This is a genomic window from Dactylosporangium sp. NPDC005555 (genome assembly GCF_040605635.1).
In the GTDB taxonomy this organism is placed as follows: domain Bacteria; phylum Actinomycetota; class Actinomycetes; order Mycobacteriales; family Micromonosporaceae; genus Dactylosporangium.
The window spans coordinates 1-23,350 of record NZ_JBEXDG010000075.1 but is presented as its reverse complement, the minus strand read 5'-3'; the positions used below and the strand labels follow the sequence as shown (position 1 = coordinate 23,350).

The 23,350-nt window shown below is 73.1% G+C and carries 23 protein-coding genes and 1 pseudogene; 11 read left to right on the top strand and 13 right to left on the bottom strand.

The genetic code is table 11. The features are described from left to right. Nucleotides 1-130 precede the first annotated feature (130 nt). A complete protein-coding gene (locus ABZS58_RS45195) occupies nt 131-1,060 on the top strand; it encodes an RNA polymerase sigma-70 factor (protein ID WP_354790393.1) in 930 nt (309 codons plus the stop codon). A 44-nt stretch (nt 1,061-1,104) separates the two neighbouring features. On the opposite strand, the gene ABZS58_RS45190 is transcribed toward ABZS58_RS45195, so the two are convergent. After that, on the bottom strand, nt 1,105-1,650 hold the full coding sequence (locus ABZS58_RS45190) for a TetR/AcrR family transcriptional regulator (protein ID WP_354790391.1): 546 nt from the start codon (nt 1,648-1,650) through the stop codon (nt 1,105-1,107). Nucleotides 1,651-1,723: 73 nt separating this feature from the next. Between ABZS58_RS45190 and ABZS58_RS45185 the strand changes: the two genes are divergently transcribed. Continuing rightward, the gene (locus ABZS58_RS45185) at nt 1,724-2,689 is read left to right on the top strand and encodes an alpha/beta hydrolase (protein WP_354790389.1); all 966 of its coding nucleotides are present in this window, start codon (nt 1,724-1,726) and stop codon (nt 2,687-2,689) included. Between the two features lie 23 nt (nt 2,690-2,712). After that, a pseudogene (locus ABZS58_RS45180) lies at nt 2,713-2,808 on the top strand (nucleotidyltransferase domain-containing protein); the annotation flags it as partial. On the opposite strand, the gene ABZS58_RS45175 reads toward ABZS58_RS45180, so the two are convergent. Then, nucleotides 2,805-3,773, bottom strand: coding sequence for a DUF2332 domain-containing protein (locus ABZS58_RS45175; RefSeq protein ID WP_354790388.1), 969 nt, complete (start codon nt 3,771-3,773; stop codon nt 2,805-2,807). The pseudogene ABZS58_RS45180 and the gene ABZS58_RS45175 overlap by 4 nt on opposite strands. 26 nt (nt 3,774-3,799) lie before the next feature. Here ABZS58_RS45175 and ABZS58_RS45170 point away from each other — a divergent pair, with 26 nt between their 5' ends. Continuing rightward, on the top strand, nt 3,800-4,168 hold the full coding sequence (locus ABZS58_RS45170) for a hypothetical protein (RefSeq protein WP_354790436.1): 369 nt from the start codon (nt 3,800-3,802) through the stop codon (nt 4,166-4,168). A 51-nt stretch (nt 4,169-4,219) separates the two neighbouring features. On the opposite strand, the gene ABZS58_RS45165 is transcribed toward ABZS58_RS45170, so the two are convergent. The 4 genes from ABZS58_RS45165 to ABZS58_RS45150 are packed head-to-tail and all read right to left on the bottom strand — an operon-like array spanning nt 4,220 to nt 9,549. Next, a complete protein-coding gene (locus ABZS58_RS45165) occupies nt 4,220-5,470 on the bottom strand; it encodes an MFS transporter (RefSeq protein ID WP_354790387.1) in 1,251 nt (416 codons plus the stop codon). Nucleotides 5,471-5,513: 43 nt separating this feature from the next. Further along, nucleotides 5,514-6,725, bottom strand: a complete 1,212-nt coding sequence (locus tag ABZS58_RS45160; RefSeq protein ID WP_354790386.1) for an FAD-dependent oxidoreductase — start codon at nt 6,723-6,725, stop codon at nt 5,514-5,516. 17 nt (nt 6,726-6,742) lie between these two features. Next, on the bottom strand, nt 6,743-8,134 hold the full coding sequence (locus ABZS58_RS45155) for an NAD(P)/FAD-dependent oxidoreductase (protein WP_354790384.1): 1,392 nt from the start codon (nt 8,132-8,134) through the stop codon (nt 6,743-6,745). Beyond that, entirely contained in the window at nt 8,131-9,549 is a 1,419-nt protein-coding gene (locus tag ABZS58_RS45150; RefSeq protein WP_354790434.1) for an FGGY family carbohydrate kinase, read from the bottom strand. The genes ABZS58_RS45155 and ABZS58_RS45150 overlap by 4 nt, the downstream gene beginning before the upstream one ends. Nucleotides 9,550-9,662: 113 nt before the next feature. On the opposite strand from ABZS58_RS45150, the gene ABZS58_RS45145 reads away from it, so the two are divergent. Next, nucleotides 9,663-10,250 (top strand): HD domain-containing protein, encoded by a 588-nt coding sequence (locus tag ABZS58_RS45145; RefSeq protein WP_354790383.1) that lies wholly within the window; start codon nt 9,663-9,665, stop codon nt 10,248-10,250. A 4-nt stretch (nt 10,251-10,254) separates the two neighbouring features. Here ABZS58_RS45145 and ABZS58_RS45140 read toward each other — a convergent pair whose 3' ends face one another. Next, entirely contained in the window at nt 10,255-11,511 is a 1,257-nt protein-coding gene (locus ABZS58_RS45140) for an XRE family transcriptional regulator (RefSeq protein ID WP_354790382.1), read from the bottom strand. Between the two features lie 188 nt (nt 11,512-11,699). On the opposite strand from ABZS58_RS45140, the gene ABZS58_RS45135 reads away from it, so the two are divergent. Then, nucleotides 11,700-11,972 (top strand): hypothetical protein, encoded by a 273-nt coding sequence (locus ABZS58_RS45135; protein WP_354790380.1) that lies wholly within the window; start codon nt 11,700-11,702, stop codon nt 11,970-11,972. An 85-nt stretch (nt 11,973-12,057) separates the two neighbouring features. Here the strand turns inward: ABZS58_RS45135 and ABZS58_RS45130 are convergent, their stop codons facing one another. Then, nucleotides 12,058-12,252 (bottom strand): hypothetical protein, encoded by a 195-nt coding sequence (locus tag ABZS58_RS45130; RefSeq protein ID WP_354790379.1) that lies wholly within the window; start codon nt 12,250-12,252, stop codon nt 12,058-12,060. A 148-nt stretch (nt 12,253-12,400) separates the two neighbouring features. Here ABZS58_RS45130 and ABZS58_RS45125 point away from each other — a divergent pair, with 148 nt between their 5' ends. Then, nucleotides 12,401-13,030 (top strand): class I SAM-dependent methyltransferase, encoded by a 630-nt coding sequence (locus tag ABZS58_RS45125; protein ID WP_354790377.1) that lies wholly within the window; start codon nt 12,401-12,403, stop codon nt 13,028-13,030. Nucleotides 13,031-13,263: 233 nt separating this feature from the next. Continuing rightward, nucleotides 13,264-14,010, top strand: coding sequence for an SDR family oxidoreductase (locus tag ABZS58_RS45120; RefSeq protein WP_354790375.1), 747 nt, complete (start codon nt 13,264-13,266; stop codon nt 14,008-14,010). Nucleotides 14,011-14,077: 67 nt separating this feature from the next. Here ABZS58_RS45120 and ABZS58_RS45115 read toward each other — a convergent pair whose 3' ends face one another. Next, nucleotides 14,078-15,466 carry an FAD-dependent oxidoreductase gene (locus tag ABZS58_RS45115; RefSeq protein WP_354790374.1) on the bottom strand — a complete coding sequence of 463 codons (1,389 nt, stop codon included), beginning with the start codon at nt 15,464-15,466 and terminating at the stop codon, nt 14,078-14,080. Between the two features lie 41 nt (nt 15,467-15,507). Further along, the gene (locus ABZS58_RS45110; RefSeq protein WP_354790372.1) at nt 15,508-16,032 is read right to left on the bottom strand and encodes a hypothetical protein; all 525 of its coding nucleotides are present in this window, start codon (nt 16,030-16,032) and stop codon (nt 15,508-15,510) included. Between the two features lie 59 nt (nt 16,033-16,091). Here ABZS58_RS45110 and ABZS58_RS45105 point away from each other — a divergent pair, with 59 nt between their 5' ends. Further along, a complete protein-coding gene (locus ABZS58_RS45105; protein ID WP_354790370.1) occupies nt 16,092-16,973 on the top strand; it encodes a hypothetical protein in 882 nt (293 codons plus the stop codon). 100 nt (nt 16,974-17,073) lie between these two features. On the opposite strand, the gene ABZS58_RS45100 is transcribed toward ABZS58_RS45105, so the two are convergent. Next, nucleotides 17,074-18,249 (bottom strand): MFS transporter, encoded by a 1,176-nt coding sequence (locus ABZS58_RS45100; RefSeq protein WP_354790369.1) that lies wholly within the window; start codon nt 18,247-18,249, stop codon nt 17,074-17,076. A 59-nt stretch (nt 18,250-18,308) separates the two neighbouring features. On the opposite strand from ABZS58_RS45100, the gene ABZS58_RS45095 reads away from it, so the two are divergent. Both ABZS58_RS45095 and ABZS58_RS45090 read left to right on the top strand, forming a co-directional pair. After that, nucleotides 18,309-19,265 carry a transcriptional regulator gene (locus ABZS58_RS45095; RefSeq protein WP_354790367.1) on the top strand — a complete coding sequence of 319 codons (957 nt, stop codon included), beginning with the start codon at nt 18,309-18,311 and terminating at the stop codon, nt 19,263-19,265. A gap of 90 nt (nt 19,266-19,355) precedes the next feature. Beyond that, nucleotides 19,356-19,853, top strand: coding sequence for a pyridoxamine 5'-phosphate oxidase family protein (locus ABZS58_RS45090; RefSeq protein WP_354790365.1), 498 nt, complete (start codon nt 19,356-19,358; stop codon nt 19,851-19,853). Between the two features lie 6 nt (nt 19,854-19,859). Here the strand turns inward: ABZS58_RS45090 and gdhA are convergent, their stop codons facing one another. Both gdhA and ABZS58_RS45080 read right to left on the bottom strand, forming a co-directional pair. Beyond that, the gene (gene gdhA / locus ABZS58_RS45085; RefSeq protein WP_354790364.1) at nt 19,860-21,206 is read right to left on the bottom strand and encodes an NADP-specific glutamate dehydrogenase; all 1,347 of its coding nucleotides are present in this window, start codon (nt 21,204-21,206) and stop codon (nt 19,860-19,862) included. A gap of 339 nt (nt 21,207-21,545) precedes the next feature. Then, entirely contained in the window at nt 21,546-23,048 is a 1,503-nt protein-coding gene (locus ABZS58_RS45080) for a hypothetical protein (protein ID WP_354790363.1), read from the bottom strand. Between the last annotated feature and the right edge of the window lie 302 nt (nt 23,049-23,350).

Below are 23,350 nucleotides of genomic sequence, written 5' to 3'. Positions count from 1 at the left end.
GGTTTCGGCTCAGGCCGACGCCGGAGCGTAGCGGAGGTGGCGGCGTGAGCGGGCAGCGGAGCGGCTCGGGCCGCTCATCGTGTGGCGGTTTCGGCTCAGGCCGACGCCGGAGCGTAGCGGAGGTGGCGGCGTGAGCACGCGCCGGTCGGACGAGTTCGAGGAGCTGCGGCCGCTGCTGTTCGCGATCGCGTACCGCATCCTCGGCAGCGTCGCGGAGGCCGAGGACGCGGTGCAGGAGACGTGGCTGCGGTTCTCCTCGGTGCAGACCCGCCCCGCGTCGACGAAGGCGTTCCTGTCGGCGGTGGTCACCCGGATCTCGATCGACGTGCTGCGCTCGGCACGGGTGCGCCGCGAGACGTACGTCGGGCAATGGTTCCCCGAGCCGCTGCTCGCCGACCCGTACGCCGACCCGGCACGCTCCGCCGAGCTCGCGGACTCGGTGTCGATGGCGGCGTTGCTCCTGCTGGAACGGCTGACGCCGCTGGAACGGGCCGTGTTCGTGCTGCGGGAGGCGTTCGGCTTCGGCTTCGCCGAGGTCGCCGCCGCGGTCGGCCGGTCCGAGGCGGCGTGCCGGCAGCTGACGGTCCGGGCCCGCCGGCACATGGACGTCGGGCGCCCGCGCTTCGAGGCCGACCGCCACGAACGCGACGAACTGGCGGCCCGGTTCTTCGACGCGCTGCGTGACGGCGACGTCGCCGCGCTGCGCGAGCTGCTCGCCGCCGACGTGCAGATGGTCGGCGACGGGGGAGGCAAGGCGCCCGCCCTCGCCAACGCGGTGTCCGGCGCGGCCAACGTGGCGCGGCTGCTCGCGTCGGTCTTCCCGCTGGTGTTCCGCACCGACATGAGCCTGGAGCGGCGCGAGGTGAACGGCCAGCCCGGCGCGGTGCTCCGCGACCGCGACGGCAACGTGGCCGGCACGGTGACGCTGGACGTGCTCGACGGGCGGATCCAGATGATCCGCTCGGTGGCGAACCCGGACAAGCTCGGCCACCTGGGCCCGGTCGCCGACGGCTGGGCGATCGCCCGCGCCGTGCAGCGGGCCCGCCGCCCGCGCGCCTGACCGTCGCCGGCCGGCCGCCCGCCGGCGCCGACGGGCCGGGCGGGTCAGCCCAGGGCGTGCAGGACCATGGCGACGAGGGCGTCGACGTCGTCGTCGGTCATCGGCTCGCCGGTCATGCCCAGCCGGTGCAGCAGGGTGCCGACCACGACGTCGATGAAGAACAGGACCCGCTGCTCCGGCTCGTCCAGCGCGTCCTGCAGCACGATCCGGTACGGGTCCTGCAGCCGCGTGGACAGGATCTGCCGCAGCGCCGGATCGTTGACGGCGTCGGTGAACACGCCCGCGAACGCCGCGCCGACGCCCGGCTCGCCGATCTTTCCCGCGATCCAGCGGATGGCTGAGGCCAGGACCGAGGGCCGGTCGGCGCCGGTCAGCGGCACGGGGCCGAACGCGTCGACGAGGCAGGCCGTGATCAGCGCGCCCTTGGACGGCCAGCGACGGTAGACGGTCGTCTTCGCGACCCCCGCGGCGGCGGCGATGCGGTCGACGGTGGCGTGCGCGTAGCCCAGCTCGTGGACCGTGCTCAAGGTCGCCGCGAACACCGTGGCGTCGACGCCGGAGCGGGGGCGGCCTGGTGGTCTGGTGGGCATGGCCAAACCTTACCCAGTTGTGCTACTCATAGTATCGATACTTCAAGTAGCGTAATTGCGGAGGAGGCGCGTCATGAGAGCACCACTGGGCATCCGGGTGCTGCGGGCCCTGCGGAAGGAGCCCGACTGGCCGGCGATGCCGGCGGAGGACCTGGACGCGTTCCGGGTCGCCGAGAACCGCCGCCGGTCCGCGCCGCTGATCCGGGTCGTCACCGGGTTCCCCGCCCGCGGCGCCGAGATCGGCTGGCAGGAGCTGCGGCTGCCCGACAGGATGGTCCGGATCCGCGTGTACCGGCCGGTCCGCGGCACACACGAAGGTCTGCCGCTCGTGCTCCACGTGCACGGCGGTGGCTTCGTCGGCACGGCCGTGCAGAGCGACTGGATCAACAGCCACCTCGCGGCGCACCTGCCCGCCCTCGTCGTGTCCGTCGAGCACCGGCTCCTCGCCGAAGGGGTCCCGCTGTCGGCGGCCGTCGACGACGGCTGGGACGCGCTGCGGCACGTGCTCGGCCACGCCGGCGAGTGGGGCGTCGACCCGGCACGCGCGGCGGTCTTCGGCGAGAGCGCCGGGTCCGTGGTCGCCGCCATCGCCGCGATCCGGGCCAGGGACACCGGTCTGGTCTTGCGCGCGCAGGTCCTCGTCAACCCGTGCGTCGACCTGACCGCGACGGCGTTCGACTACGCGTCGATGCGCGAGCACGCGGACAGCCCGACGCTGACCGTGCCGCAGATGGAGCTGTTCCGCCGGCTCGCCGTCCCGGAAGGATCGGACGCGCGAGCCGTGTCACCGCTGTACGCCGACGACCTCGCGGGCCTCGCCCCGGCACTCGTCGTGGTGCCGACCCTGGATCCGGTGGCCGACCACGGCAGGGCGTACGCCGGCAGACTCCGCGACGCGGGCACCCCGGCACGCCTCACCGAGCACCCCGGAGCGACCCACGCGTTCCTCAGCATGCCGGGCGTCGTCCCGCACGCCAGGGCCGCTCGCGCCGAGATCACCGGCTTCCTGCACGGCCGCCTCACCCGCCTTCCCGGGTGAGCGGGCCGGGCGCGGTGGCATGATCGGCGCGGGACGCGTCGGCGCTGCCGGACCACCCGGACCCGGCGGCCGTCGACGCCCTGCACGACCTGGTGGTGCGGACCCGCCTGGGACGCTAACCGAACCAGGCCATCCCTTGGCCGTGCGGCAGGGTCCAGGCCAGCGGCACGCCGTCGAGGGCGAGCACGTTGTGCAGCCGGCCGTCCGGCGCCGGTGGGATCCCGTCGTACGTGAGGACGTCCGGCGCCTCCACGGCGATCCAGTGACCGGGCAGCTGTCGTACCACACCTGCGAAAACGTCGCGTCGCGCTGATGGCACCTGATAGAGCACCGACGTGTGGAACACGACCAGGGTCGCGTCGCGGGGCGCCCGCGCGGCGAGGCCCGGCAGGTCGTCGGCGAGGTCCCCGCGCCGCAGCAGCGGCGGGTCGGCGGCGGCGACGGCGGCCGCGGCACGCAACCGGTCGCGGCGGTGCTGGTGCTCCGGCCAGATCAGCGCCTCCAGCCACGCGACGTCGGACGGGTCGGTGACGTCGAGCGGGTTCAGGTCCAGCCCGGCCCGCCACACCACCTCCGGCAACCGCCGCGGCGCCGCGGCGCCGGTGAGGGCGCAGTCGAGCACCGGCCCGCTTTCGCCGATGACGTCGCCGTTGTCGAACCGGTAGCGGTACCGATCCGGATACAGCCCCAACCCCGCGGCGGCGCCGACCTCGAGCAACGCCAGGGGCTGTGGCAGCGCGGCGAGCGCCGGCAGCAGCAGCGCGCACCGGCCGGCCTCGTTGGTCTGCGTCGCGCGGACGAGCAGCTCCGCCTCGACGGCCGCCCAGTTCGCCACCGTGAACGCGTGGAACGCCGCCGGATCGTGCACCGGCCCGCCGAGCAGCCGCACCACGCCGAGCAGCAGGTTCGGCTGCCGTTTCGCGGCCGGCAGCGTCTCCAGCAGCGCGAGGATCTCCTCGTCCCCGGCGACGGCGCGGCACAGCCGCTCGTACACCGGCGAAACCCCGCGCGCCTCCCGCTCCGCGAAATCCGTGAACCATCCGGCACTCACCGTGCGATCGTCGCACACCAGCTCGGCCGTCATGTGGCAGCATCGTGTCCGTGGAACGCATGACGCGGGGGCCCGTCCTGGTGATCGGCCTCGATCCGGCCAGAATCCCGGGCTGGGACCCGGAGCCGGTCGTGGCGGCGATCGCCCGCGGCCAGGCCCGCTTCGCCGAGCACGACATCGAGGCCGACCTGTGCCTGCTCGCCCCCGACGAGGACACCACCGCCGCGATCGTCGAAGCCCTCACCCGCAAGCCCTACACCTGCGTCGTCGTCGGCGGCGGCATCCGCAAACACGAGCCGCTCCTGCACCTGTTCGAACAGGCCGTCAACCTCGTCCGCCGGCACGCCCCGGACGCGGCGATCGCCTTCAACAGCACCCCGGACGACACCGCCGACGCCGCCCTCCGCTGGCTCCGCGCCGCACGGTAGTTCACGGGATCCTGGCCGTGTTCGCACAGGACCTCGTCACGGACCGGTGCGTCATCCGCTCACCCGCGCGGGTTGCTCGCTGCCTGCCGTGTCCACCTCGGTGCGGTGGCGGCGTCGGCGGGGGAGGAGGAGCGGGCTGGCGAGGATGAGCAGGCCGGCGACCGCGATGCCGGTGCGGGGGCTGGTGGCGGCGGCGAGCAGCCCGAACACGGCGCTCAGGACCGCGATCGAGGCGCTGGTGCTGACCGTCCACGCCGTCAGCGTGCGGGCGGTCAGGTCCTTCGGTGTGTGTTCGAGCCGGTACGTGGCCAGCACCGGGTTGTACAGGCTCATGAAGATGATGATGGCGAGCTCGACGCCGATGACCGTGGCGAGACCGGCGACGCCCGGCTGGATGAAGGCGAGCCCGATCAGCCAGACCACCCGCAGCGTGCCGACGACGCGCAGGATGGTGGGCTGCCCGTACCGGCCGACGACGCGAGACGCGAGGCGGGAGCCGATGAGGCCGCCGACACACGGGAGGGCGAACGCGAGCCCGTACTGCCACGGCGCGAACCCGAGCTGCCCCAGCATCAGCACCGCCAGCAGCGGCTCGGTGGCCATGATGAGACCGTTGACGACGAGCTGGTTGAGGAACAGCGGCCGCAGGCCGGGATGGGTCAGCAGGTGCCGCCAGCCGTCGAGCAGGTCAGCGGGGCGCAGACCGCTGGACCGTTTCGGCTCCTCGACGGGGCCGCGGACGGCGGTGATGCCGAGCGCCGACAGCAGGTAGCTGACCGCGTCCGCCACGACCGTGGTCACCGGGCCGAACAGGCCGATCGCCGCGCCACCGAGCGGCGGGCCGATCGCGATGGAGCTCCACGTCGTCGACTCGAACCGCGCGTTCGCCACGAGCAGGTCCTCAGGGCGGACAAGGGCCTTGAGGTATGCGCCGCTGGCTGCGGTGAACGCGATCCGCGCCGACGCCACCACCGCCGACACGACCAGCAACTGGACGAAGGTCAAGCGGCCCAGGGCGTACGCCACCGGAATCGACATCATGACGGCGAACCGCACCAGGTTCATCGCGATCATCACCGACCGCTTCCGGTGGAACTCCACCCACGGCCCGAGCGGCAGGGCGATCAACGCCCCGACCGCCGGCCCGACCGCTGCGAGCGCGGACACCTGCGCGGGCCCCGCGTGCAGGACCAGCACCGCGATCAGCGGCAACGCCCCGAACGCCAGCCCCGACCCGTAGGCGCTGACGGCGTAGGAGGCCCACAGCCACCCGAACGGACGGCCCAGCGATCGTCGGTGCACAGACCCCATCAGATCACGCGCCGGCACAGGGGTGCGTGGCCGTTCAGGTCAGGGTGACGGTGACCGGGCCGGCGGTCGGGTCGGCGCGGGCGACGAGGGTGAACGGGACGCGGAAGACGCGGCCGGGGGCGGCCGGCCAGGGCAGGCGGGTCGAGGCGAGCCGGCGGCCGTCCTGGGTGGCGACCACCCGGGGGAACCTGACGTACGCGTCGGACCACAGCTGGAGCCGGCCGCGGACCGGGGGTGGGCCGTCCGGGCGGACGATCTGCGGGGCTATCCAGCGCAGCGGGGGTTCGCAGCGGAGCAGGACGCCTCGGACATCGTCGGGGGCGTCGTCCGGAACGCCGGCCAGGAAGGCTGTCACGGCAGGGGCGACGTGGCGGCCGTCGAGGGCGGCCAGGTCGGCGGTGTCGACGGGGTGGAGCAGGTTGCCGGCGGCGAACACGCCCGGGCGGCCGGTGGCCAGGGCGGTGTCGACGCGAGGTCCACGGGTGCCGGGGTCCAGGGGCAGGCCGGCGAGGCGGGCCAGCTCGTGCTCGGGCACCCAGTCGCCGGTGACGACGACGGTGTCGCAAGGGATGCGGCGCCGCGAACCGGTGCGCAGGTCCTCGATGTCGACGGACGTGACGCGGCCGTGGCCGTTGACGGCGACGACGCGGGTCCGGCGGAGCACGGGGACGAACAACGGGAACCGGCCCGGCGTCGAATACGTCGACGGGGTCGTCATGAGCACGGGGCGGCAGCCGGCGTGGCGGAGAGTCAGGACCGCCGACCAGCTGACGAGGTCGGCGCCGACGATGACCGCGCGTCTCCCGATGTCGAGGTGCCGCAGGTGGACGAGCTGCTGCAGCTGCCCGGTCGTGTAGACGCCGTCGGGCCGGTCGCCGGGGATGAGCCGGGCGGGGCGGGGGCGTTCACGGGCGCCCGTGGCCAGGACGATCGCGGACGCGGAGATGATCCGCCGGCCGCGCGGCGAGGTGACCTCGAGCGCGCGGTCCCCGGCCCAGCCGGTCACCGTCGCCTCGGTCTCCAGCCGGGCGCCCGAGGAGAGCGCGGCGGCGGTGAGGCGGCGGGCGTACGCGGGACCGGACACGAACCGGTGGAGGTCGCGGATGCCGTAACCGAGGTGGTCGCTGTGCCGGGGGATGCCGCCGGGCGCCGCCTCCCGTTCGAGGACGAGCACGTCATGGCGGCCGGCGAGCGCGGCGGCGGCGGTGAGCCCGGCCGGCCCGGCACCGACCACGACGACCGTCACGTGCTCGTTCACCTCGTTCACAAGGAGCCGCCCCGGGTCTCGACCAGCGACCGGAGCTCGGCGCCGCAGTAGAAGCCCTGGCAGCGTCCGTTCATCGCGCGCGTCCGCCGGCGCAGCCCGTTCAGGTCGGCAGGGGGGATCGGGGACAGGTAGGCGTCGCGGATCTCACCCCTGGTGACCCGCTCGCAGAAGCAGACGATCCGCCCGTACGAAGGGTCCGCGGCGATCGCCGCGGCGTCCTGGAACGGGCGGGTGAAGGCCTCGCCGAGGTTCGGCATCCGTGGCGGGTCCGGCAGGACGGTGCGGGGCGTCAGGTCCAGGTGGCCCGCGAGCAGGTCGCCCACGTGCGCGGCGATCGCCATCCCCGCGGTCAGCCCCGTCGACCGGATGCCGCCGACCAGCACGTACCGCCGCGCCGCGTCGACGTCGATGAGGTAGTCGTCGCGGTCGATCGCCGCGCGGAGCCCCGCATAGGTGGCGGTGACCTCCTCGTCGAGCAGGCGCGGCATCAGCTCGCGGCCCTTGTCCAGCAGGAACCGCAGGCCCCGCTCCGACGTGCCGGTCGCGGTCCGGTCGGCGGGGTCCGCGGCGGAGAGGTCCTCGGCAGTCGGGCCGAGCATGACGTTGCCGTAGACGGTGGGGCTGACGAGGACGCCCTTGCCGGCCGCCGACGGCACGGGCAGCACGATGCACGGCACCAGGGGCCGGGCGGCCTTGTCGAACACGAAGAGCTCCCCGCGGCGCGGCGTCACCGTGAAGCGTTCGTTGCCGAACAGGCGGTCGATGGTGTCGGCGCCGAGCCCCGCGGCGTTGACGACCCAGCGGGCGGTGATGTCGCCGGTCGTACACGCGAGGCGGCTGAAATCAGGACCGACCTCGACGGCCGTCACGCGGTGCCCGCGCAGGAGCGTGACCCCCCGGTTGACCGCGTCGGTGGCGAGGGCCAGGTTCGTCGTCCACGTGCAGGTGATCGACTCGCCGGGCACGGTCATGCCGCCGAGCGCGCCGGGCCCGAGGTCGGGGACCATCCGATAGACATCGGCGCTCGCGATGATCTCGCAGCCGGTGTACGAGTTGCGCAACGCCTTCTCGCGGAGCTTCGGCAGCGTCCGGAGCTGCTCGTCGTTCCATGCGACCAGCAACGCGCCGGTGCGCTCGACCGGGATGCCGGTGGCCGCCGCGTAGTCGCCGAGCATCGCGTACCCCCGGGCGACGAGCCGCGCTTCGAGGGTGCCGGGGGTGGCGTCGAACCCGGTGTGCAGGATCGCCGTGTTGGCCTTGCTGGTGCCGTCGCCGACGTCGTCACGGGCCTCGACCAGGGCTGTCCTGAGACTGCTGCCGCCGAGCAGCCGGGCGATCGCGGCGCCGACGATCCCGCCCCCGATGACCGCGACGTCATACCCGGTCACGGCCGCACCAGCGCGTGCCAGCGGGCCATGTGCTCGGCGGCCCGGTCGGGTGACCACCGTGGCTCGTACGTCGCGGACGGCCGCCACCCGCCCGTGACGTCCGCGGCGGTGAGCGCCGGGTCCAGGGCGAGCGCGGCGCAGGCGGCGGCGCCGAGCGGGGTGGCGTGCGGCGACGGGTACACCTCGACCGGGAGCTGCGCGAGGTCCGCCTGCGCCTGCATGAGGACCCGCGACCGGGTGAGCCCGCCGTCGACCCGCAGCCGGGTCAGCGGCGCGCCGAGGTCGTCGCCGGCCAGCCGCGCGACGGCGGCCACCTGCGCGGCGACGCCCTCCAGGACGGCGCGGACGATCTCGCCGCGGCCGGTGCTGAGCGTCATCCCGGTCAGCGAGGCGGTGGCGCCCGAGTCCCACCAGGGGGCGGCGAGCCCGGCGAGGGCGGGCACACACAGCACCCCGCCGTTGTCGTCCGCCGCCGTGGTGTCGAGCTGGTCGGCATCGTGGATGAGACTGAGGTCGGCGAGCCAGCGGACCGCGGACGCCGCCGTGTACACCTGGCCGTCGACGCAGTACTCGATGCGGTCCCGCAGCCGCCACGCGATCGACGTCGACAGGCCCTGCGTCGAGCGTCCCGGGGTCACGCCGAGCTGGGCGAGCAGGAACGCGCCCGTGCCGTAGGTGCACTTCGCCTCGCCGGGCTCCAGGCACGCCTCGGCGAGCAGCGCCGCCTGCTGGTCGACGATGAGCCCGGTCACCGGCACGCCACCGCCTGCCCCTCCGCCGCCGCCGAACGCGTGGGTCGTGCCGACGATCGTGTCGCTGGCCACGATGTCCGGCAGCGGCTCGGCGCCGAGCCCGAAGACGTCGAGCAGCTCGCCGCTCCACCCGCCGGTGTCGAGGTCGAGCAGCAGCGACCGGCTGGCGGTCGACGCGTCGGTGACGAACACGCCGCACAGCTGGTGCACGAGCCACGTGTCGGTGGTGGTGACGACACCGTCGGTGGTCAGGTTGTCACGGATCCAGCGCATCTTCGGCGCGGAGAAATACGGGTCGAGGACCAGCCCCGTCAGCTCGGCGACCCGCTGCGCTGACGGTTTCCGGTCGGCGCAGACCGACTCCGCCCGCCGGTCCTGCCACACGATCGCCGGGGTGAGCGGCGCCCCGGTGGCCCGGTCCCAGGCAAGCACCGTCTCGCCCTGGTTGGCCAGGGCGACCGCGTCGATCTGGTGTCCTTCCGCCGCTCGCCGCCCTGCGGTGAGCACGGAGCCGAGCAGCGCCACGGGGTCCTGCTCGACGGCGCCACCGGCGTCGTACGAAGGGCGCAGCGGCTCCTCCGCGATCGCCAGGACCGTCCCCCGGGCATCGGTGACCACGGCCTTCGTGCCCGACGTCCCCTGGTCGATCGCGAGAATGCGCATGGTCACGTATACCAGTTCTTGTTCGGTCCCTAAAGATGAACAACAGATGATGCGGACATGAACTCCGTCCGGGACTCTGCGCACCGGCAGGTGCGCGTCCTACGGTCGTAGGTATGACGACCATGGTGCGGCAGCGGGTCGACGTCTCCGCCGCCAGGCAGCTCGCTTCGGCGCTGCTCACCGACCTGCCGCAGCGCTGGGCGCACACCGCGGGCGTCGCCCGCCGGGCCGCCGAGCTGTGCGCCGCCCTCGCCATGGCCCCCGCCGACCGCGACCGCGTCGTCGCCGCCGCCTGGCTGCACGACATCGGCTACGCCGCCCCGGTCCACGACACCGGCTTCCACCCCCTGGACGGTGCCCGCTTCCTGCGCGCCGCCGGCTGGGCCGCCCGCGTCAACGCCCTCGTCGCCCACCACTCCGGCGCCTGCTACGTCGCCGAGGTCCGCGGCCTGCGGCACGAGATGACCGAGTTCCCCCGCGAGCTCTCCCCGGTCGCCGACGCCCTCACCTACGCCGACCAGACCGTCGGCCCCGACGGCGCCCGGGTCGACATCCGCACCCGCATGACCGAAATGCTCGCCCGCCACGGCGCCACCTCGGACAACGCCCGCGTCCACCACCTGCGCGCCCCCGACCTCCTCGCCACCGCCGACCGGGTAGAGCACCGCCTCCGCCGGGCACTGACGCCGGTCTCCCCGTAAGGCTTCAGGCCGCCGCCGCCGCTCGCAGCTCGCCGACGTACCCGGCGACCCGCCCGTCGTCCGGGTACCGATGCTGCAGCTCGGCGGCCAGCTCGCGGGAGTTCATGACCAGCGACGGCAGGGACCGGCGGTCACCGGCGAGCGCCGCCTGCCCGGCCGCCAGCGCCGCTTCGAGGTCGCCCGCTCTGGCGGCGACCACGCCGAGCGTGATGTGCGCCTCCGCGACCCGCATCGGCTTCCGGACGGCGCCGTCCGGTGTGCTCGACGACCGGATGACCTCCTCCGCGTACGTCGCGGCCAGCCGGTCCTCGCCGACGTGGCGGTAGCAGTCCATCGTGTAGAAGTCCCACTTCGAGGGGTCGACGACGAAGTGGTCGCCCGGGTTCTGCGGGCACGGCAGCCCCTCCAGCAGGCCGCGTCCGCGGTCGAGCGCGACCTCGACCTGGCGGCGGTCGCCGATCCTCGCCCAGGCCTTCGCCTGATGCGCCCACAGCTGCACCCCGACGCTGTGCGCGGTGCCTGCCGCGGCGAGCCCGGCCTGCGCGGCTGCGATGGCGGCCCGGTGGTCCCCCTCGGTCAGCGAGAACCAGCTGCGCATCTCGTGCGCCCATCCCACGACGTCGGCGTCGCCCGATTCGAGCCCCAGCGACAGCGCGGCGCGGCGGGTCGCTTCCGCCGCGGTCCGGCGTCCCATGTCGTACTCGACGCAGCCGACCAGCCGCGCGACCTGACCGGCGAGCGACAGGACCTCGCGATGCTGCGCGAGCGACAGCCTGCCCTCCCGCAGCGAAATGAGCCGCCGAAGCCACCGTTGTCCCTCTTCGACAAGCACCACGGGGGACACGTGGGAGTAGTCGGTGTTCAGCCGCTCAACGGCGACGTGCATACCGTCCAGCACCGCCGGCGAGACATCGGACGCACCCAACCTGGCAAGGATCTCCAACGTGTCCATGCCCGAGCCGCCAAGAATGTCCGTGCCACGGACGTCCGACTGCGGCGCGGGAAAGAACGCGGCGGTCACCGTGCCGAACGTCGCGGCGACCAACGGCTTGTAAAAACCGTCCGGCTCAGCGTCCCCGGCCTCCCAGCGCTTCCAATTGCGCAGCAGGCTGGACGTCCCGGCGAGCCTGACGTCGTCGCCCGCATGCGCGCGAAGCGCCGCAACGGCCTGATTCTGCGACCATCCTCGGGCCGCCCGCTCCGCACGAATACGACGCGCCCACACGGGCAGCTCCGCCGCGTCGCCCTGCCGCTCAGCCATGCGCTCAAATGTCCAATTCCACCTGGTGACATCAACTGGTGACAAAGCCCAGTCACCACGTCGACATCTGCCGGTCGCGTCGTTTCTCCGGTCTCCTCATCGTAGGAAACCCGATGCGTGACACGGGTCGCGAACGAGAGTGTCCCGCGCATCAGACATTGCCCAGAATAGTGCACGGAGGAGCACAGGTGGAACGCCGCGATTGCACCCTGTCGACGCCCGGCGGGGGCGTGCCCGACTGCACGGTGCCGTTCGATGACCGGGCCGGGTGCGGGGTCAACGTCGAGAGGTTGTTGAGCGGAGAACGGTCGCTCATCGGCATCACATTCGTGACCCGGTCAGGGACGGACCTGGCGCACGACATCACCCTGGATCAGGCGCTGCAACTCGTGGGCAGGATCGCCGATGCTGTCCGGGACGCCCGGTCGAGTGGTGCCGAGCGTCTACCGCAGGCAAGTTGACGCCACCCGGTGCGGGCGCGGCGGTGCTTCCTGGCGGAGCACCGGCCGCTGGCGAGTGGTCCCGCGGCGGGGTCGTCGGGGCGGGTCAGCCCTGGCTGTGCATCTGCCAGGCGCTGCGGCCGAAGGCGCGGCGGAAGGTGGTGCCCGGGGTGGTGGGTTCTTCGTCGCCGGCGCGGCGGAGGTCGCGCGGGATGCCGTCGACCTTTCGCCGGGAGGACAGCAGGATCAGGCCGCTGACTGCGGAGCCGGCCACCAGGATTGCGAGCACGAGGAACAGCATCGGTGTCTCCCCCGAGAGTTGTTGTGGTCAATGTACGACGAGGGAAGAGGGTGCGCACCGGCCGTTCGGGGGTCTTGCCGGAATCTTGTGCCCGAGCCTGGAGGGGTGCGAGGCCGTAGAGTCGGATGTGCGGGGGAGGGGGACCGTCATGGCCGGCAACGTGGGTGACAATCCGACTGAGCTGCGCAGGCGGGTGTGGGATCGCAGCGCGGCCACGTATGACCAGCAGATCACCCTCTTCGAACGCATCTGGTTCACCGGTGGGCGGGAGTGGCTCGGTGCGCGCGCCGAGGGGCGGGTCCTCGAGGTCGGGATCGGCACCGGCCGGAGCCTGCCGCACTACCGCGACGGCGTCGCGCTGACCGGGGTGGAGCTGAGCCCGGCGATGCTGGCGATCGCCCGCCGGCGCGCCGCCGACCTGGGCCGCGACGCGGACCTGCGCGAAGGGGACGCGGAGCACCTGCCGTTCGCCGACGCGTCGTTCGACGCGGTGGTGTGCGCGCTGGCGTTGTGCACGATCCCCGATCCGGCCGCCGCGGTCGCCGAGATGCACCGCGTCCTCGTGCCCGGCGGGCGGTTGCTGCTGCTGGACCACATCGGCAGCAGCTGGCCGCCGATCCGGGCCGCGCAATGGCTGCTGGAGCAGGTCACCCGGCGCACGGCGGGGGAATACTTCACCCGCCGGCAGCTGCCGCTCGTCCGCGCCGCCGGGTTCCAGGTCGTGGCGGTGGAGCGGCGCAAGGCGGGCTCCATCGAACGCATCCACGCGACGAAGTAGACCGGGAGACGCGCAGCGCCGGACGCCTCCGGCCCAGCGCCATGCCGGGCCGCGGGTAGCCGGCCGGCTGGGCGTGCAGCGCGGTCGCCTCAAGACATGCCGGCCCACGCGTCAGCGTCCCGTCGAGATCGAATGCCGCCGATCGCACCGTCATGACCACGGCATGCCGCAGCGCAACGCCGCGTCCGATCGCCGCCAGACGGGCGCATGTGGTGCGCGGCAGGCTGATCCGCATGACGACGAACACGCTCGAAGGCAAGGTGGCACTGGTGACCGGCGGCGGGCGCGGGATCGGCGCCGCCGTGGTGCGGCGCCTGGCCGCCCAGGGCGCCGACGTGGCGCTCACGTTTCAGCACGACCGGCGGCGGGCGGCGGAACTCGCCGGCGCCGTGACCGCGACCGGTCGCCGTGCCCTGGTCATCCAGGCCGACAGCGCCGACCCGGCCGCGGTGACCGGCGCCGTCGACCGCGCCGCGGAGGAGCTCGGCCGGCTCGACATCCTCGTCAACAACGCCGGCGCGTTCCTGCTCGGCCCGATAGAGGAGCTGAGCCTCGGCGAGTTCGACCAGACGGTGGCGGTCAACGTCCGTGCGCCGTTCGTCGCCACGCAGGCGGCGGTGCGGCACATGGCGGCGGGCGGCCGGATCATCAACATCGGCAGCAACGTGGCGGAGCGGGTCGTGTTTCCGGGCTTCGCGCTGTACGCGATGAGCAAGACGGCGCTGATCGGCCTGACGAAGTCGCTCGGCCGGGAGCTGGGTCCGCGGGCGATCACGGTCAACCTCGTCAACCCGGGCGCGACCGACACGGACCTCAACCCGGCCGACGGCCCCGACGCGGGCGCCATCAACGGTTTCACCGCGCTCGGGCACTACGCGGACCCGGCCGACGTGGCCGCCGCGGTCGCGTTCCTCGCGGGCCCCGACGGCCGGTACATCACCGGCGCCACCGTCAACGTCGACGGCGGCTTCACGATCTGAGCCGCGACCTCCACCGCGGCGTCGGGTCCCCGGCCAGGAACGCGCCGAACCCGGCGCTGCGGTGGGGTCAGGAGTCGAAGCCGAGGCCGAGCCGGTCCAGGGTGCGCAGCCATGCGTTGCGCCGGCCCTCGTGCGCGTCGGCGCGGGCGATCGACCAGCGGGTCAGCTGGATCACCCCGGACCGGACCGGCTCGGGCGGGAACGGCACCGGCATCGACCGGACCATCCGCAGCCGGGTCAGCGGCGTGGACCGTCCGCTGAGCAGGTCCAGCATCACCTGCGCGCCGAAGCGGGTCGCGCCGACGCCGAGGCCGGTGTACCCGGCGGCGTACGCGAGCCGCCCGCCGTGCCCGGTGCCGAAGAACGCGCAGAACCGCGAGCACGTGTCGACGACGCCGCCCCAGGCGTGCGTGAACCGCAGCCCCTCCAGTTGCGGGAACGTGTCGAAGAAGTGCGCCGCCAGCTTGTCCGATGTGGACGGTCGCTGCTCGTACGCGGGACGGATGCCGCCGCCGTTGTAGTAGACGGCGTCGTAGCCGCCCCACAGGATGCGGTTGTCACCGGTGAGCCGGTAGTAGTGGAACTGGTTCGCCGCGTCGCCGATGCCCTGCCGCCGGGCCCAGCCGATCGACGCGAGCTGTCCGGCGCTCAGCGGCTCGGTCATGAGCGCGTAGTCGTACACGGGGACGATGAACGGCCGGACCCGCCGCAACGGCGACCGGAACGCCCCCGTGCCGAGCGCCACCTTCGCCGCGGTCACCTCACCGTCGGATGTGCGCACCCGCAGACCGGCGCCGGCGGGCGAGACGCCGGTGACCCGGGTGCCCTCGTGGAAGCGCACGCCGAGCCTCGCGCACGCGTCGGCGAGCCCCCACGCGAGGCGCGCCGGGTCGAGCATCGCGGTGCCGTCGCGGTCCCACACCCCGGCCTCGTAGGTCGCGGCGTGGACCTCCGCGCGGATCGCGTCCCGGTCGAGGAACTCGACCCGCCGCCCCAGCCGCTCCGCCAGGCCCAGGTGCTCGCGGAGCCCGTCGACCTGCCACGGCGCGGTCGCCACCGACAGCTCGCCGGTGCGCTCGAAGCCGCAGTCGATGCCGTGCCGGCGCAGCGTCGCCTCGATCCCGTCGAGGTTCTCCCCGCCGAGCCGCTCCAGGGTGCCGATCTCGTCCGGGAACCGGTCCGCGCCGTTGGCGAGCCCGTGGGTGAGGCTGCCCGCGCAGAAGCCGCCGTTGCGCCCGGTGGCGGCCCAGCCGATCCGCCGGCCTTCGAGGACCACGACGTCCAGCCCCGGGTCGCGTTCCTTGGCCAGCAGCGCCGTCCACAGCCCGCTGAACCCGCCGCCGACCACCGCCAGGTCCGCGGTCGTCGCCCCGCGCAGCGGTGCGTGCGGCGCTCGGTTGTCGCCGTCCAGCCAGAACGGCGTGCTGACGGCGTCGCTCAGTGCGGGATGCCCCATTGCCGCACTCTACGGTGCTCCCTTCGCACCCGGCAGCGTGTCTACCTCGGGCGGAGCTGTTTCGCCCGGCTCAGCAGCAGCGGCGTCGCGATCAGGGCGGCGACGCCGGTCCCGAGGCTGATCGGGATCCACAGGTCCAGCGGTGCGCCCTCCTCCGCGGTCCGTCCGGCGTGCTGGAAGAAGACGACCACCGCGGCGATCAGCAGTGCCCCGCTCAGCACGCCGAGGCCCGTCATGATGTTCGCCTGCACGGTCGCCCGCCTCGCCCGCTCCCGCTTGGTGAGCTGGTCACGGCCGGTGCGCCGGTCCCGGTCCGCGTCGAGGGCGGCCTTCGCGCCGAGGGCGTTGAGCCCGGCGTTGACCGCGTGCTGCGACCAGAGCTGGAACGCGACGCGGATCAGGAACCCGCCGACGACGGCGCCGGCCGCGGCCCAGATCTCGTAGTCGGTCACGATCATGAGCGCGATGCCGCCGATGATGACGACCGCGGCGGCCAGGATCTCGATCCAGAACCAGCGGCGCGCCTTCCGGAGCCGGCCGATCTGCGCCGGGGTGAGATTGCTCAAGGCGGTCCCTTCGACGAAGCCATGCTATTCGATCGCCCGGCCGTCGTTAGACTGGCGCTGTGGCCGCGGACGACCTGCTGTTCGTCGTGCTCGACGGTGCCGGCGGTTGCGTCGTCGCGCTCGACGAGCCGACCTTCGCCGGGCCGGTGTCCCGCGCCGGCCGCGACGGCATCGTCCACCTCATCCCGGACCGCCCCACCACCCACCCCGGCCCGCCCCGCCGCGCCGGGGCGTGGCCGGCGACCAGCACCGCCGCGTCGGTCCTGCTCACCCCGCTCGTCGGCGTCGCCCAGCGCCGGGCCGGCACGTCGGCGCTCCGGCACGGCTGGGAGCACCGCCACCGCGCCCTGCGCCGCCCCGCCGAGGCGGCCGTGTTCGCCGACGCGTTCAGCGCCGCGCAGACGATCCTGCTGCTGTGGCCCCGCCTCGGCGACCTGACCCCCGTGCCCACGCCGCGCGAGGCGCTCGCCGGGTCGCTGTGGACCCTCGCTGAGCTGCTGCACACCCGCGCGGCCCTCGACGAGCAGCTCGCCGACCTGACCCTCGCCGAGTCCCGGCTGCCCGCCGGCCCGACGGCACTGCGCGAAGCCCTCGCCGACCGCCGCGCCCGCGTCCGCACCTCGCTGGCCGACCTGGAGGCCGAGATCACCCGCCGCGCCCAGGTGCTGAAGTGCCTCGCCGGCGAGTGCGTCGACCTGATCCGCGACGCCACCGCCGTCCGCGCCGCCGTCGCCGCCGTCCACCGTGCCGACACCGTCCTGTCCCACCCGCACGGCACGACACCGGCGCACTACGACCCGACCACGGACCTGGCCGAGCTGACGACGTCCATCTTCGGCGCGTACCGCGAACTCACCGGCCTCTCGACCGACCGCCGGTCGGCCGACGGTGGTGCGTCCGGCGGTGGTCACGGCGTGTCGAGGTCGGCGACCAGGCGGTAGAGCAGGGCTGCGGCGCGGTGCACGGCGGGACGGTCCTCGCCCGCGAGCGTCTCCTCACCGGCCAATGCCGGTGATGGTGCCGACCGGCGGTCACCCGGCGTCAGCGCGCCACGACCGGCTGCGGGCGCGGCGCCGCGAACCGGTTGCCCGCGAACAGGGCGACCGAGGTCAGCAGGGATCCGACGGCGAGGATGCCCATCGCGCGGCCGGGGGAGACGTGCTGGGCGATGAGGCCACCGAGGGTGGCGCCGACCGCCTGCATGGCGAGCAGCCCCGAGCCGAACAGGCCCAGCGCCTGGCCGTGCAGCGCCTGCGGGGTGGTGGCGAGGAGCCGGTCCTGCAGCAGCAGCGTGGCGCCGTAGCCGATGGACGCGACCCCGGCGAGCGCCGCGGCGACCGGCAGCGACGGCTCGAGGAAGAACAGCAGATACGGTGCGGCCAGCAGCCAGCGCATGGGGCCGCTCAGCCGGTACCGCAGCCGCGGCGGCACGAAACGGCCGGCGATCGCGTCGCCGGCGAGCATGCCGATCGCGGCGGTGACGAACAGGACGCTGGCGGCGGCCGGCGAGTACGGCACGAACAGCGCCTCGCAGCCGACGATGAGCCCGTTCGGCACCCACATCGCGATGTAGACCCCCGGCTGCCATACCTGACGGTTGCCGCGCCAGGTGGCCCGCACCGACGGGCGGTCCGTGGCGCGCGGCGCGCGGCGGGTGAGGCCGAAGCGGGCGACCAGCGCCGACACCGCCTGCAGCGCCGCCCCGGCGAGCACCGCGCCGCGCGGTGACACGGCCGCGACGAGGGCGCCGCCGGCGGCGAAGCCGAGGATCTGCATGGCGCCGACCGACATGTTCAGCAGCGACCGGCCCAGGATGTAGCCGTCGGCCGGGAGGATCTCGGCGAGGAGGCCGTACCGGACGCCACCGCCGACGGAAGCGGCCAGGCCCTGGGCGAACACCACGGCGAACAGCGCCGCGATCGGCAGACCCGGCACGGCGAGCACGGCGGTGGTGACGGCGGCGAACACGGCGAGCCCGGTGAGCGCGGCCCGCGGCGGCACCCGGTCCGCCCACGACAGCAGCGTCGCCGCGCCGATCAGCTGCGCGAACGACGCGCCGAACATGCTCAGCGCCGACAGCAGCGGCGAGCCGGTGGCCGCGTACACGAGCGTGCCGAGCCCGATGCCGGCCACCGTCCCCGCCGCGACCTGCCCCGACAGGGTCCCGAACAGGGCGGTGAACTCCGGCGTGCCGAACAGTTGTCGATAGGTGCGCATGATCGGCATCCTGCGGCGCCGGTACCGGCGGCGCGTACAGTTTCGGATGGAGGCGAAACGTGGGGTTCTGGCGGATCGGGATCGACGTCCTCGCGGGGAGCCGGTTCGTCGTGTCCCCGCTCGCCGAGACGGTCGCGTGCCTGTCCGCGATCGGCGGCCAGCACGCCGTGTCCGCGCCGCAGCGGGAGTGGCTCGCCGCGCACCGTCCGGCGTTCGACGCGCATTTCGCCGGGGACCCGTTCGTCCGCCCGTTCCTGCGCGCCGCGATCCGCCCCGGCTGGATCGCGGACTTCCTGGTCGCGCCGCCCGCCACGCCCGGCGAGACGTTGCAGACCGAGCTGGCCCGGCTGCGCCGCACGCCGGATGAGCTGGCCGTCTCCCACCTCGGCCTGGACGGCGCCGTGCCCGACGTGCTGCGTGCGCCCGGTCTCGCCGGCCGCGCCGCCGACCTCGTCGACTGGGTGTGGTCGCATCTGGTGCGACCGGGCTGGCCCCGGCTGCGGCGGGTCTTCGAGGCCGACATCGTGTCCCGGACGGACCGGCTCAGCACGGGCGGCTGGGCGGCCGTCCTGGACGGGATGCGCCCCGGCATGCGCTGGCTCGGCGACGGCCGCCTGCAGATCAACACCTACGACTACGCGCCGCTGGACGTCACCGGCGCGTCGCTGCTCTTCATCCCCACCACGGCCGCCCGGGGCTGGGTCGGGTGGGACGAGCCGCCCACGTCGTACGCCGTCATCTATCCCTGCACGGGCTGGCTCGCGGAGCCGGGTCCTGCCCAGTCCGACGCCCTCGCCCGGCTGCTCGGCCCGCTGCGCGCCACGGTCCTGACCCTGCTCGCCACGCCGCTCAGCACCACCCAGCTGGTCGCCCTGACCGGCACCGGCCTCGGCTCCGTCGGCGGCCACCTGCGCGTTCTGCTCGACGCCGGCCTCGTCACCAGGCGCCGCTCGGGCCGCTCGGTCCTCTACTACCGCACCCCGACCGGCGACACCCTCCTCGCCGCTCAGCGGTAGATCGTCGAAATATCCGCGGCTCGGCTGTCGAGAACGGCCGGTCGGCTCCGTCCCGGGGAAACGACATGAGCCGACGAAGGAGCCACCACCATGCAGCAGCACGAGATCGCCGAGGTCCTGAACCGGCCGGTCAGCCAGGAGCTGCTGGCGCGGGACATCACGCGCCTGGCGTACGTCGCCAAGGACGGCACGCCGCGCAGCATCCCGATCGCCTTCACCTGGAACGGCGTGGAGATCGTCATGTGCACGACGAAGAACGCCCCGAAGCTGCACGCGCTGCGCGCCAACCCGATGGTCGCCCTGACCGTCGACACCGAGGTCCACCCGCCGAGGATTCTGCTCATCCGCGGCCGCGCCGAGCTCGACGTCGTCGACGGCATCCCGGCGGAGTACCTGCAGATGAACGGCACCTATGAGATGTCCGCCGAGCAGCGTGTCGAGTGGGAGGCCGAGGTCCGCTCCCTGTACGACGGCATGGTCCGTGTCGTCGTCACCCCCACCTGGGCGAAGCTCATCGACTTCGAGACCACCCTGCCGTCCCCGGTCGAGGAGCTGATCCGGCAGCGCGCCGAGCGCCAGAACGCGTGAGGTGCGTCAGATCAGCCCTTGGGCGAGCATTGCCTCGGCGACCATCCGGAATCCGTCGATGTTCGCGCCGGCGACGTAGTTGCCCGGCATGCCGTACTCCTCGGCGGTGGCGTGGCAGCGGGCGTGGATGTCGCGCATGATGCCGTGCAGCCGCTGCTCGGAGTGCTCGAACGTCCACGAGTCGCGGCTGGCGTTCTGCTGCATCTCCAGGGCGCTGGCCGCGACCCCGCCGGCGTTGGCGGCCTTGCCCGGCGCGAAGCGCACGCCGGCCTCGGTGAACAGGCGGACCGCCGCCGGTGTCGTCGGCATGTTGGCGCCCTCGACGACGGCGGTGCAGCCACCGGCGATCAGCGCGGCCGCGTCGTCCGCGTCGATCTCGTTCTGCGTGGCGCACGGGAGAGCGATCTCGCACGGCACGTCCCGCCACAGCGATCCACCCGGCACGAAGGTCGCGTGCGGGCGGTGCCGTGCGTACTCGCCGAGGCGTTCCCGCCGGACCTCCTTGACCTCCTTGAGGGCCGCCACGTCGATGCCCTTCTCGTCGAGCAGGTAGCCGGACGAGTCGGAGCAGGCGACCACGCGGCCGCCGAGCTGGTGCACCTTCTCGATCGCGTAGATCGCCACGTTGCCGGAGCCGGACACCACCACGCGCTTGCCGTCCATGCTGTCGCCGGCGGCGCGCAGCATCTCCTCGGCGAAGAACACCGCGCCGTAGCCGGTCGCCTCCCGGCGCACCTGGGCACCGCCGTAGGCGAGGCCCTTACCGGTGAGCACGCCGGACTCGTAGCGGTTCGTGATCCGCTTGTACTGGCCGAACAGGAAGCCGATCTCCCGGCCGCCGACGCCGATGTCGCCGGCGGGCACGTCCGTGTACTCGCCGATGTGGCGGTACAACTCGGTCATGAACGACTGGCAGAACCGCATCACCTCACGGTCGGAGCGGCCCTTCGGGTCGAAGTCCGACCCGCCCTTCCCGCCGCCGATCGGCATGCCGGTCAGGGCGTTCTTGAACAGCTGCTCGAACCCGAGAAACTTGACGATCCCCAGGTAGACCGAGGGGTGGAACCGCAGGCCCCCCTTGTACGGTCCCAGCGCGGAGTTGAACTCGACCCGGAACCCGCGGTTGATGTGCACCTCGCCCCGGTCGTCCTCCCAGGGCACCCGGAAGATGATCTGCCGCTCCGGCTCGCAGATCCGCTCGATGATCTTCGCCTGGGCGTACTCCGGGTGCTTCTCCAGGGCGGGGGCGACGCTGTCGAGCACCTCTCGGACCGCCTGGTGGAACTCGCTCTCGCCGGGATTGCGGCGGACCACCGTGGTGAAGATCGAGTCAAGTTTTTCCTGTGCCGACACCGTCATCCTTCCAAGGTCACGCGCTCTGCCGTCCGCCCATCGTTGCATCGTTGCAAGCATCGGCGCGACGGTCCGTGTTGATCAGCACAGTAGGCCCCGGCGGCGACTTCCCAAACCGTACGTACGTCTTGTCTAATGACGGGCATACTTCCGGAGGCCGGGCCGCTGCGGGTGCGACGCTGATCAAACACGTTCGGCAACGGGGTGTCGGTGGCGTTGTTCCTGACGCGGTCGGTCGGGACCAGCGTGCCGAGGAGCTGGTCCTCGGCACGCTGGTCCCGCCGGTCGTCGCGTGGGCCCGCGCGTCCACTGCGGACGGGCGCGGGCCCACGGCGGTGGTCAGCTCGCGTACGCCTTGACCTCGAGCAGGCCGACCGAGTTGGTGCCGTTGGACTGCAGCACGACCCGCAGGCGGGTGGTGCTGACCGCCGTGAAGGTGACGGTGTTGTACGTGTTCGCCGCGACCGGATAGGTGCCGGGGACATCGGCGTAGGCGCTGCCCGTCCAGTACTGCAGCTTCCAGCTCGACGGCAGGTCGATGCCCTGGTTGTCGTCGAACAGGTACACCTGCGCCCGCCTGAGCGAGACGTTGGCGGACCAGGTCAGCTCGGCCCACTGCTGGCCGCTGTTCGGCCAGGTGCCCCAGCGCGGGTTGACCGTGTCGTTCGACGACGACGGGTCGATGCCGTCGTTGATCGCCGCGACCGACTCCCACGCCGAGGTGAACGACGCGCTTGCCGTCGCCGACCGGGCCAGGTTGCTGTCCGGCGGCGGGGGGTTGCTGCCGCCGCCCTTGATGAGGAACAGGTTGTCGGCGACGTTGTAGTACTGCGCCAGGTAGGAACCGGCCGGCGGGTTGGTGTGGTAGTAGTCGTCGTGGTTGCAGTCGAGCCGGTCGTCGTGGGACCGGTTCGTGCACACCGTGCGGATGACGACGTTGTCGCCGTCCTTGTAGCACATGACGTCCCACTCGTCGGTGCAGTGCCCGTAGCCGGACGCGTTCGGCGCGTTGTTGTTGACTGCGCCGAGCGTGTGACCGAGCTCGTGCGCCGCGACCCCGGCCGACCAGCAGCCGTTGTCCGCCCGCGCGTATTCGGGCCCGGTGTTGGACCGGTTCGCGTCGCTCTTGCGGGTGTCGCCGGCCAGGCCGCCGATCCCGCAGTACACGTTGGCGTCGACGAACTGCAGGTACTTGCGGTCCGTGCGGTTGTAGCCGGCCGCCTTGACGGCGTTGAGCAGCGGCGCCCAGTCGTTGGCGTTCAGCGCGGCGTCGGCGATCTTCACGTCCCGCACGACCGGCCGGCACGCGCCGTTGACGGTTTCGGTGACGTACCGGACGTGCCGCTCGCCGCCCGTCTCCTTGGCGCTCTCGTTGAAGATCGTGTCCACGCCCTCGGCGAGGGTGCGGAACGTCTCCAGGTACTGCGAGTACCGGCTGGTCGTGCCGTGGATGTACAGCACCTCGACCCGCCGGCCGCTGGTGCCGTCACCCTCGCAGACCGCGAGGGTCTGCGCGGCCGCCGCCGCGGCGGTGCCCGTCGTGCCCGCCAGGGCGGGCACGCTGGTCTTGACCGACAGGCCGGCGGGGGCGGTGTCCGGCCCGTGCGTGCACATGATCGGGCTGGTGCCCTTGACCTCGAGCAGGCCCGCGCCGCAGGGTCCGGCGGGCCGGCGCTGCAGGCCGTCGTAGACGAGCCCTTTGGCGGTGTCGTTGGCGGGCACCCCGACACTTCGGATGGTGCCTTCACCGGCGGACGCGGTGCCCACGAAGGCGCCGGTGGCCACGAGGCCGAGCGCGGCGACGGCCGCGACGACCAGGCGGTTGGTTCTGGATCCGGGCATGGTTCGGACTCCCTTTCACAAGGGTGGGGGCGGAGCCGATGCGCATCGACGAAATCCTTTTCGGCACCTTGGCAGGGCAAATCGCCCTGCGTCAATCCTTGTGACAGGATGTTCAGAGATTTAAGACGGCCGACAGTCGCCGAAATATTTTCGGTGGCGTGTCCGCGCGAAACTTTCAGCCGGAATGCCGCGGGCGGGGGGGGGGGGTTGCGGCGCGCCCCCCCGGGCGGCAAGCCGGGGTGGACCAAGCCGTGGGGGGCGTAAACAATATGTGGGGAGTGTTAGGAATGGGAAAAAAGATA